Source organism: Thalassotalea fusca (genome assembly GCF_053485835.1).
This window is the reverse complement of the sequence record NZ_JBQRUN010000003.1, coordinates 364140-379422: the sequence shown is the minus strand read 5'-3', so window position 1 is coordinate 379422 and position 15283 is coordinate 364140. Positions and strand designations below refer to the sequence as shown.

Below are 15283 nucleotides of genomic sequence, written 5' to 3'. Positions count from 1 at the left end.
CCGTATTATACGAGGATTTAGGTTGGTAAGCTAATCATTGCCTAATTGCTATTAGCCGCGTTTTAGTGGCATAAAAAAAGGAGCCGAAGCTCCTTTTTATCAACCGTTAAGCTGATTACGCACCCGGTGACGTCATTATGCTATCAGAACCTTTTTTAGCTAGTTCTGCCAAATCTTTATCAATGAAGAACAACGCTTTGCCATCGTTACCAACTAATTCAATCTTATCAATGATGCCTTTGAACAGTTTTTCTTCTTCGTGTTGCTCTGCCACATACCATTGCAGGAAGTTAAATGTAGAATAATCCTGACTGATAAACGCTGCATGTGCTAACGCGTTAATCTTTTCGGTGACCAAACATTCGTGCTTGTAGGTTTCTTCAAATACTTCACTTAGTGAAGCGAAGTTATGCGGTGGCGCATCGATGCTACCTAATATTGGCATGGCACCAGTTTCACTGACGTAAGTGAACAAGCGGTTCATGTGATGCATTTCTTCCAACGCGTGTTTGCGCATAAATTCCGCTGCGCCTTCAAAGCCGTTTTCTTCGCACCATGCGCTCATTTGCAAATATAAATTTGACGAATAAAACTCTAAATTAATTTGGTCATTTAGTTCGCTGACCATTTGTGCTTTAAGCATGCTAACTCCGAAATCTCTGTAATTGAGTGCATTGTGCCCAACTATGGGAGGAAGATCAATGCAACAAAACAAAAAACCCAATAAAAACAAGTATATAGAAAATGATAATTATTGTCGTTTGTGTTTGTTATAAACTTTCGAGTATCACTTCGGCTGAGCTCACTTCAAATTCTTTAGGTTTTTCAACATTTAAGTGAGTAACGATGCCGTTTTCAATAATCATCGCGTAACGTTGAGAGCGATAGCCGCCAAATCCGCCCGTTTCTTTGCCTAAACCAAGCATCTTAGTATAACTACCATCACCATCGGCTAGCATAAGAATGTTTTCTGCATTTTGAGACTTACCCCATTCATACATCACAAAAGCATCGTTCACCGATAGACAAATAATGTCGTCTACGCCCTTGGCTTTTAATTCGTCTGCACTGACAACATAGCCCGGCAAGTGTGCCGCAGAACAGGTAGGCGTGAATGCGCCAGGTACGGCAAAAAGTACAACTTTGCGGTGGGCAAATAAGGTCTCGGTTTGGTGAATGATCATGTTGCCATCTTTGAGTTCTTGTAATTGTCCGTTGGGCATGGTCATTTGTTCTTTAATCATAACTTCTTGCTCTGCTTTCATGTGTCGTTAATGGGATAAAGGGAGTTTGATTGGCTTACATAAAAAGCCTTTATCGTGGGCACTTCGTGCACAATCTTTACAAACGAAACGGGGTTTGTCTACGATATGTGCGATGTCGTGAAGATTTTTCTCAATCTCCTTTTTTTTCCACTTGCACAATGATTTTGCCATTGAAAAGCCTCCTTTATCTCCTTATTTTAGAAGAAAAGAGGCTTGAATGCAGTAGTTAACAAGTGTTTAGTTAGCGAGTATTTAGTTCACGACGAGTTTGAGTGTTGCATGAATGTCTGACACTTGTTCTGCAACGTCTTTGGAAATGTTTTCGGCAAGCTTACGTGAATGGCTGACTTCGTTATTCACGCTGCCCATAGCATGTTCAAAATCAGCAAAATGACTGCGTTGCTGATTAATTTGCGCCAATGTGTCTGCGGCAACATTCGCCGATGTAATGGCGCGTTGCACTACGTTAGCTGCATTGTCTCTTAATACTTCGGCTATTTGACGCTGTTGATCAGAAGCTCGCTCGATGCCGTAAATATTTTGCTCAAGTGTTTGGCTTGCCTGATTAAGTTGTTCCAATCGTTGGCTGACCTGATTCAGTGATTCTTGTGTTTTACCCGCCAGTTGACGTACTTCGTCGGCAACAACGGAAAAGCCTCGACCATGTTCACCAGCACGCGCTGCTTCAATCGCAGCATTTAATGCGAGTAGATTCGTTTGGTCGGCAATTGATGAGATCACATCCACAATTGAACCAACACTTTCAACCGATTGCGTAAGTGTAAGAATAGCCTCGCGACCAGCATTTGCGGCTTGATTGGTTTCTTCACTTGCAATAAGCACTTCTTGAACCTTAGTTTGACTATTATTCATTGCTTGTTCAGTGGATTGAGCGTTATCTACCACCTGTTGCGACAAGGTATTTACATGATCAGTCACTTGGGTCAATGCAACCAGTATCTCTTTCGCTGCTATTAAGTGCTCATGCGTTGTAGACGACGAATCAAGAATGTTTTGCGCTTGATGCTCCATGGTTTGCATGGCATTCGATACTAGGTTGAGCTGCTGCGCTTTTTGCTTATCTTCTTCAGCGAGTTTAGACACCATCTGATTGAAGCTCGTTGAAATCTCACCAAGTTCGGTGTGCGGTGAAATACCAGTAATGTTATCAACGCGCCCTTCATTCACTAACGTTACAAAACTATCTCTGAGTTTACGTAATGGATTAAGTACCACACTACGCGTTAACCAGTAGTTCGCAATCAAAAACACCATCAAAAAGGTTAATAACCCGGTAACAACCCAATACAACTGTGTATTTAGGGCCTTTTGCTCCTGCTGTAAATGGGTTTCACCGTTTAGTATGCTTTGCTCAAGTTCTGCGACTCGGCTTGCTAATAAGGTAAGCCCTTCTTGACGTTGCGATTGTAAATTAAAGGTATTGTCAATTTCACCGCGATAGCGTTTGGCCAACGACTGTAATTCGGCGAGCGCTTCCAAGCTCAAGTCTTCGGGCGCTTCATCGTCTAATAACAGATCGTCATCGCCAAAATCATTGTCGCTTTCGGCGTGTATGGCCAAATCTGGAAATTGGCTGAGTGCGTTGATTTGTGAAGTTAATTCAGCAAGTTGTCTTGGCAATGCCTGACTGTTTTGGCTATCTTGCTGAAACAGTTTCTCACGGGTGTTAATAATATCGTATAGCGCACGTGCAATATGGTTAGTGGTAAGCAAATAGCTGGCGCGTTGTTCATTATTGAGTGATTCTGATTCAAGTGCGTACTTAGCCAAAGCATGATTAAGTGAAATCATGCCTAATTCATTGTTGCGAATAAGCGCAAGTGGGTCACCGCTTAGTTTGCCTAAGGCACGAAACTTAGTGTCAATTTCAGTGCTAAGACTATTGGCTTTTTCAACTATTTCATTTGCCAGTGATTTGTTTTCAATGTGCTGTGCGCTAGTGCTGATTTGGGTTAATTGCTCATCTGCCAAATTTAGCAAACTGGCGTCACCTGATTGTAAGTAATTGGCTATCGTACGATAAAATTGTACGGTGGTCAGTGCTTTAAGTTTTTGATAGCCAGCGAAGCTTTCTCGGCTCTTTGCTAACGAATTACCTACCTGATACATAGTAACCAGAAATATCACGGCAAAAGCACTAATAGCGACTACCGAACCACGAGAAAAACTTGAAACACGCATGCTAAACGACCTATTGTTTTGTACAACTGTTTGCGCCGAAGCGGATTGTCGCTCGATAATATGACGGTTATGTTACTGTTTTATTACAACAATATTTCAATAGGGTGTTTCTCAGATATGATTCTAGAAATCACTCGTTTGATGAAAGATTATTCGGTTATTAATCAATAAGCTGATTGGCGTCTAGCTTTAAGTTTTTGTCGATAAATCGAATGAGTGCTTTGTCGTGTTTGTTGTTCAGTGGCTCCAACTTTCCACCTAGGAACTTGGCGAGCGTTTTTTCCTGCAAGTAAGTATACGCTAGTGTGCCAAGACGTGAACCGGGTGAATGCTGCGCCTTGGAATCAACAAACAATGTCACCGGCTTATTTTGCTCTTGTAGCCTAAGTGCGAAGTCTTGCACGTCGGTAATAAATACCCGTTGATCATGCTGTCCTGCCCATATAACCAATGGATGCTTAATTTGTGGGTAGTTCTTATCTGGAGACCGTGCATGTAACGCCTCAAACGCTGTTTTGTCATCCCAATCTACCACCAGCTGTTTCATAAAATAGTCGTTATGGGTCTTACGTATTTTCTCTTTAAAGCGAAAGTAGTATTTTGCTGAACGTCCCATAGTGGTGGGCGGCGCACCGGCAAAGCCAACCTGAAATAAGTCGGGCGTAAATGTGAGTCCGGCGAGCGTGCTGAAACCGCCAAACGAATGGCCAATAATCGCTAAGCGCGTTTTATCACCAATACTATTGTTTAGCAGAAAATGAACACCGTCGATGATGTCATTTTGGCTAGTGCCATCGCCAAAGTCGTTGTTCGTACCGGTAAGGTAGGCCTTACCAAAACCATCAGATGCACGAAAGTTTGGTTGAAAAACGATATAACCACGATTGGCAAGATGCTGAGCACGACGGTCAAAACCATCAAAAATACGTGACCAAGGCCCACCGTGTACCGACACGACCATAGGTGCTTTTTTCGGGTCAATTCCGCGTGGCAAAGTAAGATAACCTTGCAGTTCAAAGCCGTCACGAGATTGGTATCTTACAGCAAACTTGGGCGCGATAGCGTTATCTGGCATGAGTGGTTCTTTTTGATGCAGCTTGCTGACAATATCATCAAATATCGGCGTGAGTTTTTGTTGTTGCGGTTGGTATAGGTAATAGCGCGTGTGTGCAGAATCGCTGGTGTGTTGTGACACCAACCAGTGATTATCCGTTATGTATTGTTTATCTTGTGGCAAACCAAATTGCAGTCCGTGTTGGCCCAATGCTGTTTGAATCGATTGTAGGTGTGGGTCTAATGTTGTGGTAATTGCATAGGCCTTGTTTTGGTCACCATGATAATTAGTGAGTGCTGGAGCTTTAATATTCTCGCCATCTTGTAACAATGAAACTTGGGTGATGTCTGCAATACTGAGCGGATCTTGATGTAAAACGCGATGGTCACCCGAGACTAAATCAACGTGGTACAACTGAACAAGGTCGCTAAATTGATTAGAGGCCAACAGCATAGTTTGTGTCTTGAGGTGATAATCAAGCACAGTACAATCTTCATTCCACTGACAACGCCAAATTTCTTTAGGCGCTTTTCGTGTTAAATCAAAAAATAAGAGTTCACCCTTATTGTTGGGCGCGATGTTAAGGGTGCTGGCAAGTAAGGGGGAGCCTGTACGATGGTCAACTACAAAATCTGCATAGTCTGTTGTCGTACTATAAATCAATGTAGCTTTGCCTTCGGCATTCATACGTTTTATTTCAAACTGTTCGTTAAGTACGTCCCATGAACGGTAATAAAAGCTATCTTTGTGGAATTCATCAATACCCAGCCAACGTTCACGTTTTTGTGGATCAAGTGTTACAAGCTGTATGGGCGCAGTATCTGGCTGCAAGTGATGAACAGCGAGGCCATCGCTTACTTTCATAAATAATTTCTGGCTGTTGGCTGACCAACTGATACTGGCAACGTCGCGTGACGCAAATAACTTATCGTGTCGCTGTGAGGCAATGTTAAATAGCCAATATTGAGTGAGATTACGCTCTCTCGGGCCGACTCGTGTAGCATACAACACGAGCTTACCATTGGGTGATAATGTGACCTGCGATAGCCTACTGCTACGCAACACTTGTTCACGAGACAACAATGGTGCTTTTTCTAGCGCTTGACTGTGGTTGACCATTGCCTTTAGTGTTTCTGACGTAGTGTTGGCTTGTAAATTGGGGACAAAAACCCAGAGTAATAAGGCGCAAAAAGCCTTACTACTGAATAAATCAGTAATATGTTTCATAAGTCTTCCTTTTAAGCTGGCAACAACGTGTTAGGTTGTTGCCTTTGTTGTAGTCGGCACTTAGGCCGTAACGGGTATCTCAGCAGGCTGAGGTTTCTTACGAAAAACCGTGAATAAGTCGCCAAACATCTGATGGCGCCAACGATTAAGTAGCAGAAATGACGCTAAGCCGGGCAATGAACAAATCGCCACTAACACAAGCCAAAATATCAATGTAGATGTTGGGAGTTTAACCTTACGACCGACAATTAGCGTGATGACAAGCGCGATAACTGTGGCTACCCACGCATATAGAACTGACGTGGCGTTACGGTTACGTTTGTCGAAGTTCTCTAATGTCGTGTAACGATTAGGCAAATGTGGATAAAGGTGGCTACGCGCATAGTCATAAATCACACTCATAAAAATAGGCGATTGCCAATAGAGTTGATCTTCAATGAAAATAGGCAAGGGGCGATACGCCTTAAACGCCATTTCGTCCAACACTTTCGTGGAGCCATCATATTTTGCGTACACTAGGCCAATGCCCGGTTGCTCAAAACCAAAGTAATGGCTTTCTACATATTTGATCAGTATGCCATCAACGAGCAGGTAATACTGGGCATAACGTGGATCAAACAATTCCCGATGATTTTTAACAACAAGGTGTGGCTCGCTATAGCTGTTTGCTTGCTGAATGCTATTCAAGTCAAAGAAGTACAATCCCTTATTCGTTGTCAAAATGGCTAAACTATTCTTAGCATCGAGCTGAACTTCGTTGGTGTAGAACTCGCTCGGATCTATCAATTGATGTTTTACTTCAATGTATTGGCCAACAAAGTCAACAATATAGAGTGTATTACTTGTTTGAATGAAACGGTTGGCTGTTAACATGGGCACTTGTGTAAACTTTTCACTATCGGCTAATTGTGCGAGCGCATTTTCACCCTCGATAAATCGATTCTTGCTGATTACGCCTTTTATTGCCCGGTTGTAAAAGCCGCGCCCGATGAGCACTTGCTCTTTATGAGAAAATTGCCAAAACGTTTTATTGGCTTTGTCGTCAAGGGAATAGGTCTTGTCTTTGTTGAACAATTGCCCATCAACTTGATTAGCATGCGGCTCAATTTTAATTCGGCCACTGTTCGCTAATTCAACTTGTTTGCTGAGCGCGGTAACCTGTTGTTCGGTTAGGTCACTTTGATTGTTACCTAACACATTTTGAATCATCTCACTGGCTGTCCATTGCCAGCTTTGTGATAGATAGCCATTTATTTGTTCTTTTTCTAATTGATCAGGGTGAGTGCCCGCTATGGTCAATGGAATGTGATAAAACACCGCCTGACTAAACAAAATTAGTAGCGCAAGCCCCGGCTGCATGAGTACCGACGCGATGAGTAATTGGCGCTTCTTGGTAAAGTGCGTCGACAAATTCACTTTAAATGAGCCTAACGATAAGTAGTAGGCACAGGCAACGAATACCAGATCAACTAGCAGCGTCACCGACACCGAAGACGGCGTGTGATTTAACATTAAAAACAGCGCACTAGTAGAGAAAAGGGCTCCCCAACTTGGGTTCAGTAGCGTATAAGTACCAACGAGGTAGCCAAACAAAGCAATCGCTGCAATGTGCAGGCTATACCAATAGTGACGGGCTTCAACGAGCTCACGATCAAATATATCGACAGCGATAGTGCCAAGGAGAAAAGGAACACTGCACACGACTATCGTCCATAAAGCGCCAGCACCAGCAAGCGCGTGATAAATACGTGAGGTACTAAGCGGACGATGGACTAAATAGGTCCAGTAACTCTTGCGTTTGTGCAGCCACATTTGCCCTGCACCGAATAACAAACCACCTATCACCGCAATGAGCATTAAGATGGCTTCCTGCGTTTGCGTGCTATTTAACAGGGGTTTTTGACTGATTTGATAACCCAAAATAGCGACGTAGCCAATAAATGCTATCAATGCGTACTTTTGAAAACGCTGTAACTCGTACTTGAAGAGATCAAACATTGGCCAGCTCCTTTTTATACATCGGCAATGGTTCGTTGATATTGCGCTCGCGCCAAGGGGACATAAGTAAAAAAGCAATCAATCCAGGAATGCTGCACAGCAAACCAATCGCTGTCCATAGCCATTTATTGCTGTTGCTCATTGTGCACCGATTCGCTAGCCAATAGATGGTAAATGCAGAAAATAGCGCAGCAAAAATACAGAAGGTCGTTACAATTGTCGGGATGTCGCGTAACCAGAAGTAGCCTTGTTGTTTAGGGAGTTCATCAGGAAAATGAACCGCTGAAATCAGGGTGTTATCTAAAATATTTAGTACAATGGGCGAAATCATCAGGCGTTGATAGTGTATTAGCGCTGGCAGTGTTTGCGAAAATGCTAACGTAGCCAATATTTGCGTATCACCTTCGTGGGGTGCATAAACCAAAGTTGCACCAGCTTTGTCAGCACCAAGTAAATGGTGACTCAAGTACATGAGCACATAGCCGTCGGTTGTTTGCGTTATTGTCGTGTCTAACTGGTAGGTGATGGCGGCAGGGTGTTTGACGACGTGGCTCGGAATTTCTGTGTCAAACGTATCGTTAAAAGACACTTGGTTGAAGAAATACGTTGCTTTGTTTGACTGAATTGCCGTTACATCAAACATGGGCTTGAATACGGTGCGGTAAACTTCATTTTCACCTGTAAGTGTGTGCTTAAGGTCAATACGTTTATGAACAAAGTCGACACGATAAATTGAGCGCTTTGTTTGAATGTAACGCTGGTTAACACCAATGGCGACGTGTTCAAATCTGTCTTGCTCAGTTACTGTTTGGTTTAAATTTATAAAACGCTTTGGTCCTAAGTAGCCGATAATGGCATTCGAGATGTTGTCATAGCCGACAAAGAGCATGTCTTTGTGAGAGAAATACCACGACGCGCTTTCTCCATCAGACAGCATGAAATGGCGTGTAGACTCATGCATAAACATCCCTTGTCTTTGCGGGACACGGTAACTGGCACGAGAAAAGTCTTCAAATTCAGCGAGGGTCACCTGTCGTGCCAAACTCTCTGCGATTGATGAACTACTTGTAGCGAGTACTTGTTGAAACATCTCCGGCAACTCACCGCGAACAAACTGGCGATAACTTCCTGATTCTTCTTTGGCTAGTTCAACTTGATCTGGGTGTGCACCAATAATGTTCAACGGTATATGGTAGTAAAAAGCTTGTAGTGACAACAATGCCACTAACAGTGCTGGTTGCAATACTACGGCACTTAGTATGATCACGCCTTTGTCTTCGCTGTAGGTGCTTAAGTTGACTTTAAACGAGCGATGCGCCAGATAGATCGCAGTAGCCAGAAATGTCATATCAATAATGGCAAAATAACCAACCGGTTCCTGATTAGAAATAATCAAGTAAGTCAGTATCCATAACGAGGCAAATACTAGGCGATTAGGCGTCAACATCGCAAATTGTCCCAGAAAATAGGCGACAGCAGCGATCAAGAACAAGTGCAGAATATAGATATAGTGACGAAATTCAACAATGGCATTGGTCACTAGGTCCATGTAGCAAATTACAATTAAGAATGGCAGTACAAATGCGATAAATAGCACCGTCAGACCAGCACAGCTGATAGCCGCATGAATCTTGTTGGTTGCCAAAGGGCGATGTACCAAGTAAGTCCAACTGTTTTTACGTTTGTGTAAACCGATAGAAATCGCGGCAAAAAATATGCCGCCAAACAGACACGAGAACACCAAGAATGCGTGCTTTTCACTGCGAGGGATCAAGACTGGGTCAAATCTCGAATAGAGTGTCCATAACACAAGCTGGCCAATGAGTATCACGACTGCCGCTAAGCGGTAGCGCTTGAATTCACTGCAAAATAAATCCCACATGACATCGTCTCCCTATGCCGCTTTGTTCGGTGCGCGATGATTTTTCGCTAGTACCGAACTAATAGCGCGATCAAGACTAATAGGCGCTTGAATAGGCTGCGTGATATCAAGTTTTTCTAGCTGGCTTTTCACTGCAGTGGCAGATTGATCGGCAATTATCAGGTGGTACTGGTCTTCAATAAAACGTACAGACAGGATGCCCGATAACTGTGCTAGTTGCTTTCTGTCCCCGTCAAAGTCACATATCCAGTAGCTGATGCGTTCACAAAACTCATCAGGGCTTGCGGTATATTTCACTTGGCCGTTTTCAATGATGATTAGGTTTTCTGCGACACGCTCAATTTCTTCCATTTGATGTGAACAGTAGATGATCGTGGTGTCTAAATCGCTTTCGCTATACATGAGCGCCTCTAGAAACGCCTGTTTGGCAACCACGTCTAGCCCTAGTGTCGGTTCATCCAGAATAAGGACTTCGGGTGCTTGCGCCAATGCCATTGATAAGTTGAGACCAGCACGCTCACCACGCGATAACATAGATATTTTTTGTTGCGGCTGCACGTCAAAGTTACCAAGGACATTTTCATAGATATCCTGACGCCAATTAGGATAGAGGTTACGCTGCATAGTAGTAACTTCTTCTGCGGTCATCCAGGTTGGCAAGGTATGTTCTTCATTGACGTAACCAATTCGTCCACGCAGTTCGGGTGTTAGCTGTTGGCTATTTGTACCTAAGATAAAAGACTCGCCACATGTGGGTGCTTCCAACCCCAGTAATATTCTAAATAAGGTGCTTTTACCTGCACCATTCGCACCGATGATAGCGTGAATACCACCTGCCTTAATCGTTAAACTAAAGTCGTTCAGTGCTGTTTTACTATCGAATCGTTTCGTCAAACCATGGGTGGAAATGATGTCGGTCGTCATGTTGTTATTCCTTTGTTTTGAATTGGGTGAACGCTGTAAGTAAGTGTTCACTCAATTCTTTTGGGCTGTAATCAAGCGTTATCACGTCATTAATGAAGCGGTTAGTTGCTTCGCTTAATCGTTGCTCACGCTCTTCATCACTCAACATTTGAGTGGTTTCGGCAACAAATAACCCTAAGCCTTTTCGTGATTCCAGTAGCCCTTGCGCTGTTAACTCACCGTATGCTTTTGCAACGGTATTTGCATTTATCATCAGCTGTAGTGCTAAACCACGAACACTGGGTAGTTTGCTCCCTTGTTGTAAATTCCCGCTGGCAATTTCCCGTCGGATGCCATCGACAATTTGGCGAAAAATAGGCCGAGCGTCCCCGGTAACTATTTGAATCGCTATTGCAGACGTTTTTGTCATCAATACTTTCACTAGTGTACTATCTGTAGTAGTACACTAAGTTCAGTGTACTACTTTGTCAATAGTACACTGGGTTGTTTTTATGTGTTTATTGATAAGTTGTTGTTATTGAAGTAATTTGATTGTTGTGGGATTTCTGTTAGTTGGCGAGTGTCATATGCCAATTAAGCGATGTCACAAAACTGACGTACTAACAAGAGGGTTTTCTGGTCATAGTTAAGCTCAGTGTATGACTTAACAAATGCGAGAAAACGAAAATGGATATGCAATTAAACTCCAATGAACTAAAACGACTAAGAGAAACGCGTGCTTGGACGCAAAGCCAGTTAGCCGAAATAGCTGATTTAAGTTTGCGCACTGTGCAACGAATTGAAAAAACAGGGCTGGCGTCGCCAGAATCAATGCAAGCGATATGCGCTGCTTTTGGCATCTCCGTGGAGCAACTATTAGTCTCTGAAACCGATGATATAGTTGAGTCAAATTCTCATGAACAAGCCTTTCCGTCTTCAGAAAATTCAATTTACAACAAACGACTGAACGTGTTCTTGGTTCCAGCTATCGTATTTTTAGGTATGGTTGTTGGATTTACGTTTGATGAGAAAAATGTGTCTTGGTTGTGGCAAGATAGTCCGATAGTTGCAGTCATACTTGGCTGTTTTTCACTTGCATTTTGGGGGCTGTACTTCGTTAATAGGCGAAGAAATAAATTAACCCAATAGTTGGAAAAAGAGAGCAGAGGAGTCTCTCTCTTTTTTCGATAGTTAGCTTATGCTTTTAGGGATGCCTTGATTAACGTATACATCAAAGCGATTCTTTTTCATCTTAATGCTGGTTGATGGTTTTTTATCTGCAAGTGGTGGCGCATAAGAAGGCCGCTTTACCACGACACGATACTTAGCTAATGCTAAAGCTGGCGCGAGTAATTCATCAGCGTCTAAATCTTCCCCTACTAGCGATTGAAAAACTCGCATTTCTTTTTTAACTGCCGCTGATTTTTCGCGATGTGGATACATAGGATCGAGATAGATAACGTCGGGTTGCAGGACGTTATCCATACCGTCAATCGATGATGTGTGAAGCAATGACATATTTTGCACGATGTCAGCAACTTCGCTGTTAAGTTTTGCGCGTTCTAAACCATTTTCTAACAATGCGGCAACTACTGGCATTCGTTCGATCATTGATACCTGACAGCCAAGTGACGCTAGTACAAACGCATCGCGTCCTAACCCTGCTGTGGCGTCTAGTACGTGGGGGGTAAAGCCGTGTTTCAAACCAACTGCTTTGGCAATATCTTGTCCTCGACCGCCACCAAACTTGCGACGATGTGCAACCGCGCCTTCAACGAAATCGACGCAGATACCGCCTAGTTTAGGTTCATCAAGCTTATGTAATGATAAGGCCTGCGTGTCAACCACTAGCGCAAAGGTTAAATCGTCGCGTTTTTCAGAGGCAGCGATGTCTCCGATATATTGAAACTGCCATTGCTGGGCAATTTTTTTCGCCAATTCGGCATCGTCGGAATGTGCGTAAGCGACGGCAATTTCGGTTAAGTTCATCTATTGTGCCTGCACGTGGTTATCGCCTGTGGCAAAAGCGACTAATCGACTCAGCTGGTTAAGCGATAAGTCACATTCTTGTTGCCATTGATTAAACGACGATTGAATTGCATTCAGGCTGGCTTTGGTTTGAATGCCGCCCGAGATAATGTCGTAAGAACGAAAATAGGCTTCAACGTCACGACTCAATAAAAACGTATCTTTACCCAGCGCTCGCAATGCATATGGGCCAGTGTTGCCGCCCAATCGGGCTCCATGCTTTTTCAAGTACGCCCATAAGCCAATAATGTCTTCATCCGGCCAATTTGCAATAAATTGGGCAAATGAATGGCCATTTTGTTGTTCGTTAAAAATCATTTGAGCATTGGCTTTAATGGTTTTAACTTTGTTAAAGTTGCGAATAATGCTGGCGTCGCTGGCTTTGGTCTCCCAAAGTTCGTCAGGCATCATCAGCATTTTTTCAATATCAAACTCAAAGAACACCCGTTCAAAATCAGGCCATTTTTGTTCGACAACACGCCAAACAAAGCCCGATTGAAACACTTTCTTGGTAAAAGCTGCCAATATGCGGTCATCACTTAGCTTGGCAACCAGTGCACTTTGATTGCCTTCGCCAAGGAGGACATCGAGTGCCGAATGCCCACCTTTACGATCAGCCGCCCGTTGATACAGGTTGTCGAATGATTCCAATGCCATTAGCCAGTGATCCCACTGTGCTTTAATAGTGCATCAATACTGGGTTCGCGGCCCCTGAATGCTTTAAATAGTTCGCTTGGCTCCTGTGAACCCCCTTTTTCCAGAATGTTTTCAAGAAAATCACGGCCAACTTTCGGGTTAAATATGCCTTCTTCTTCAAATCGTGAAAAAGCGTCTGCTGATAACACTTCCGCCCACTTATAGCTGTAGTAACCGGCCGCATAGCCGCCACCAAAGATGTGGGAAAAACTGTGTTGAAAACGATTAAATTCAGGCACTGGCACCACGGCATATTCTTGGCGTACTTGATTAAGCGTCGCCTGAATCTGGTCGCCTTTCTCTGGTGAATATTCAGCGTGAATTTTAAAATCAAACAAGCTGAATTCTAGCTGTCTGAGCATTTGCATAGCCGATTGGAAGTTTTTGGCTGCTAGCATCTTATCGAGTAAATCTTGTGGTAATGGCTCACCCGTTTCATAGTGACCTGAAATAAACGCTAATGCTTCTGGTTGCCAACACCAGTTTTCTAGGAATTGGCTAGGTAATTCAACGGCATCCCAAGGCACACCATCGATGCCTGAAACACCACTTTCGTTAATTTGCGTGAGCATGTGATGAATACCATGACCAAATTCATGGAATAGGGTGACGACTTCATCATGCGTAAACAGCGCAGGTTTGTTGCCAACAGGCCCATTGAAGTTACACGTTAGGTAAGCCACAGGTAGTTGAATGTCACCATTAAGCATTTGTCTGCGGCTTTTGCAGTCATCCATCCAAGCACCCCCACGCTTTTTAGCGCGAGCGTATAAATCTAAGTAAAAACTACCGCGTTGCTGGTTGTTGGTGTCAAATACATCGAAAAACTTAACGTCTTTGTGCCAAGTGTCCACGTTTTGGCGTTGTGTAATGGTTAGGCCAAACAAACGATGCACTACTTCGAATAAGCCTTTTACCACAGTTTCTTCTGGGAAATATGGACGCAGCTCTTCATCAGAAATTGCATACTGACTTTGTTTTAACTTTTCGCTATAGAACGCTAAATCCCACGCTTCCAGCGAAGTTACGTCGTGTTCCGTTTGTGCAAATTTTACTACTTCGTCAAAATCTCTTTGCCCTTGCGCTTTTGATTTAACCGCTAAGCCTTCTAAAAAGCCCATCACTTCTTCAATTGAATTGGCCATTTTAGTTGCCAAAGATTTCAAGGCAAAATTGTCAAACCCAAGCAATTGTGCGACTTCATGTTTCAATGACAATAGCTCTGCCATGATCGGGCTGTTATCAAATTCACCAGCATTAGGGCCTAGCTCAGAGGCGCGACTTACATAGGCGCGATACATTTTTTCGCGTAGCTCGCGGTTCTCGCAGTAGGTCATTACCGGTAAGTAGCTTGGAATATCTAACGTAAACAGCCAGCCTGATTTTTCTTGCGACTCAGCTAAGGCTTTAGCGGCTTCTTTCGCACTGTCAGGCAAACCGGAAAGTTCGCTTTCATCGGTAATGTGTACTGAAAATGCATGCGTAGCGTCCAACACATTATTACCAAACGCAGAACTTAATTCAGATAAGCGGGTAACGATTTCGCCATAGCGTTTTTTGTCTTCATCGTTCAATGCAATACCCGACAATTTAAAATCGCGTAGCGCATTAGTGATTACCCTCTGCTGTGCTGTGTTGAGTGTCCTGAAATGCTCACTGTCGGCAATCGCCTGATAGGCTTCAAATAATGGTTGGTGTTGACCAACAAATGTGCCGTACTCAGATAACAAAGGTAAACAAGACTCATATGCTTCGCGAAGTTCATCAGAACTGATCACTGAATTCATGTGAGAAACTGGTGACCATACTTTACTTAACACATCATCCACTTCATCAATTGGCGCGACCAGTGACTGCCAAGTGTATGGAGCACCACTAGCTAGCGCGGTTTCAATTGCTTGCTTACAGTCAGCGATTGCTTTTTCAACCGCTGGTTTTACGTGTTCAGGCTTAATTTGCGAAAACGCCGGTAAATCAGATTGTGTCAGTAAAGGATTTGTCATCTTGCATCGTTTCATTGATTTCGAA

The 15283-nt window shown here is 43.3% G+C and carries 12 protein-coding genes; 1 reads left to right on the top strand and 11 read right to left on the bottom strand.

Annotation, left to right across the window (positions count from 1 at the left end):
- Nucleotides 1–115: 115 nt before the first annotated feature.
- The 8 genes from ftnA to ACSLUK_RS05980 all read right to left on the bottom strand — a co-directional run bounded on the left by ftnA (nt 116) and on the right by ACSLUK_RS05980 (nt 10961).
- Complete coding sequence (gene ftnA, locus ACSLUK_RS06015; RefSeq protein WP_448547628.1) at nt 116–643, bottom strand: non-heme ferritin; 528 nt, start codon at nt 641–643, stop codon at nt 116–118.
- 127 nt (nt 644–770) lie between these two features.
- Nucleotides 771–1244, bottom strand: a complete 474-nt coding sequence (locus ACSLUK_RS06010) for a peroxiredoxin (protein WP_448547627.1) — start codon at nt 1242–1244, stop codon at nt 771–773.
- 273 nt (nt 1245–1517) lie between these two features.
- Nucleotides 1518–3467, bottom strand: coding sequence for a methyl-accepting chemotaxis protein (locus ACSLUK_RS06005; protein ID WP_448547626.1), 1950 nt, complete (start codon nt 3465–3467; stop codon nt 1518–1520).
- A 160-nt stretch (nt 3468–3627) separates the two neighbouring features.
- Nucleotides 3628–5748, bottom strand: a complete 2121-nt coding sequence (locus ACSLUK_RS06000) for an alpha/beta hydrolase family protein (protein WP_448547625.1) — start codon at nt 5746–5748, stop codon at nt 3628–3630.
- Between the two features lie 60 nt (nt 5749–5808).
- Nucleotides 5809–7746 (bottom strand): hypothetical protein, encoded by a 1938-nt coding sequence (locus tag ACSLUK_RS05995; RefSeq protein WP_448547624.1) that lies wholly within the window; start codon nt 7744–7746, stop codon nt 5809–5811.
- The gene (locus tag ACSLUK_RS05990; protein ID WP_448547623.1) at nt 7739–9628 is read right to left on the bottom strand and encodes a hypothetical protein; all 1890 of its coding nucleotides are present in this window, start codon (nt 9626–9628) and stop codon (nt 7739–7741) included. Before ACSLUK_RS05990 ends, ACSLUK_RS05995 begins: the two co-directional genes overlap by 8 nt.
- 12 nt (nt 9629–9640) lie before the next feature.
- The gene (locus ACSLUK_RS05985; protein WP_448547622.1) at nt 9641–10552 is read right to left on the bottom strand and encodes an ABC transporter ATP-binding protein; all 912 of its coding nucleotides are present in this window, start codon (nt 10550–10552) and stop codon (nt 9641–9643) included.
- Nucleotides 10553–10556: 4 nt separating this feature from the next.
- Nucleotides 10557–10961 (bottom strand): GntR family transcriptional regulator, encoded by a 405-nt coding sequence (locus ACSLUK_RS05980; RefSeq protein ID WP_448547621.1) that lies wholly within the window; start codon nt 10959–10961, stop codon nt 10557–10559.
- A gap of 257 nt (nt 10962–11218) precedes the next feature.
- On the opposite strand from ACSLUK_RS05980, the gene ACSLUK_RS05975 reads away from it, so the two are divergent.
- Complete coding sequence (locus tag ACSLUK_RS05975; RefSeq protein ID WP_448547620.1) at nt 11219–11680, top strand: helix-turn-helix transcriptional regulator; 462 nt, start codon at nt 11219–11221, stop codon at nt 11678–11680.
- A gap of 42 nt (nt 11681–11722) precedes the next feature.
- Here the strand turns inward: ACSLUK_RS05975 and ACSLUK_RS05970 are convergent, their stop codons facing one another.
- From ACSLUK_RS05970 to prlC, 3 genes are read right to left on the bottom strand one after another with little or no spacing between them, the layout of a single operon-like run.
- Complete coding sequence (locus ACSLUK_RS05970) at nt 11723–12520, bottom strand: class I SAM-dependent methyltransferase (RefSeq protein ID WP_448547619.1); 798 nt, start codon at nt 12518–12520, stop codon at nt 11723–11725.
- On the bottom strand, nt 12521–13216 hold the full coding sequence (locus ACSLUK_RS05965; protein WP_448547618.1) for a DNA-3-methyladenine glycosylase I: 696 nt from the start codon (nt 13214–13216) through the stop codon (nt 12521–12523).
- The gene (prlC, locus tag ACSLUK_RS05960; RefSeq protein ID WP_448547617.1) at nt 13216–15258 is read right to left on the bottom strand and encodes an oligopeptidase A; all 2043 of its coding nucleotides are present in this window, start codon (nt 15256–15258) and stop codon (nt 13216–13218) included. Before prlC ends, ACSLUK_RS05965 begins: the two co-directional genes overlap by 1 nt.
- Nucleotides 15259–15283: the final 25 nt, after the last annotated feature.

Bases quoted from the DNA above. Each gene is read 5' to 3' on its own strand.
- ftnA (WP_448547628.1), bottom strand. From the start codon at position 643: ATGCTTAAAGCACAAATGGTCAGCGAACTAAATGACCAAATTAATTTA.
- ACSLUK_RS06010 (WP_448547627.1), bottom strand. From the start codon at position 1,244: ATGATTAAAGAACAAATGACCATGCCCAACGGACAATTACAAGAACTC.
- ACSLUK_RS06005 (WP_448547626.1), bottom strand. From the start codon at position 3,467: ATGCGTGTTTCAAGTTTTTCTCGTGGTTCGGTAGTCGCTATTAGTGCT.
- ACSLUK_RS06000 (WP_448547625.1), bottom strand. From the start codon at position 5,748: ATGAAACATATTACTGATTTATTCAGTAGTAAGGCTTTTTGCGCCTTA.
- ACSLUK_RS05995 (WP_448547624.1), bottom strand. From the start codon at position 7,746: ATGTTTGATCTCTTCAAGTACGAGTTACAGCGTTTTCAAAAGTACGCA.
- ACSLUK_RS05990 (WP_448547623.1), bottom strand. From the start codon at position 9,628: ATGTGGGATTTATTTTGCAGTGAATTCAAGCGCTACCGCTTAGCGGCA.
- ACSLUK_RS05985 (WP_448547622.1), bottom strand. From the start codon at position 10,552: ATGACGACCGACATCATTTCCACCCATGGTTTGACGAAACGATTCGAT.
- ACSLUK_RS05980 (WP_448547621.1), bottom strand. From the start codon at position 10,961: ATGACAAAAACGTCTGCAATAGCGATTCAAATAGTTACCGGGGACGCT.
- ACSLUK_RS05975 (WP_448547620.1), top strand. From the start codon at position 11,219: ATGGATATGCAATTAAACTCCAATGAACTAAAACGACTAAGAGAAACG.
- ACSLUK_RS05970 (WP_448547619.1), bottom strand. From the start codon at position 12,520: ATGAACTTAACCGAAATTGCCGTCGCTTACGCACATTCCGACGATGCC.
- ACSLUK_RS05965 (WP_448547618.1), bottom strand. From the start codon at position 13,216: ATGGCATTGGAATCATTCGACAACCTGTATCAACGGGCGGCTGATCGT.
- prlC (WP_448547617.1), bottom strand. From the start codon at position 15,258: ATGACAAATCCTTTACTGACACAATCTGATTTACCGGCGTTTTCGCAA.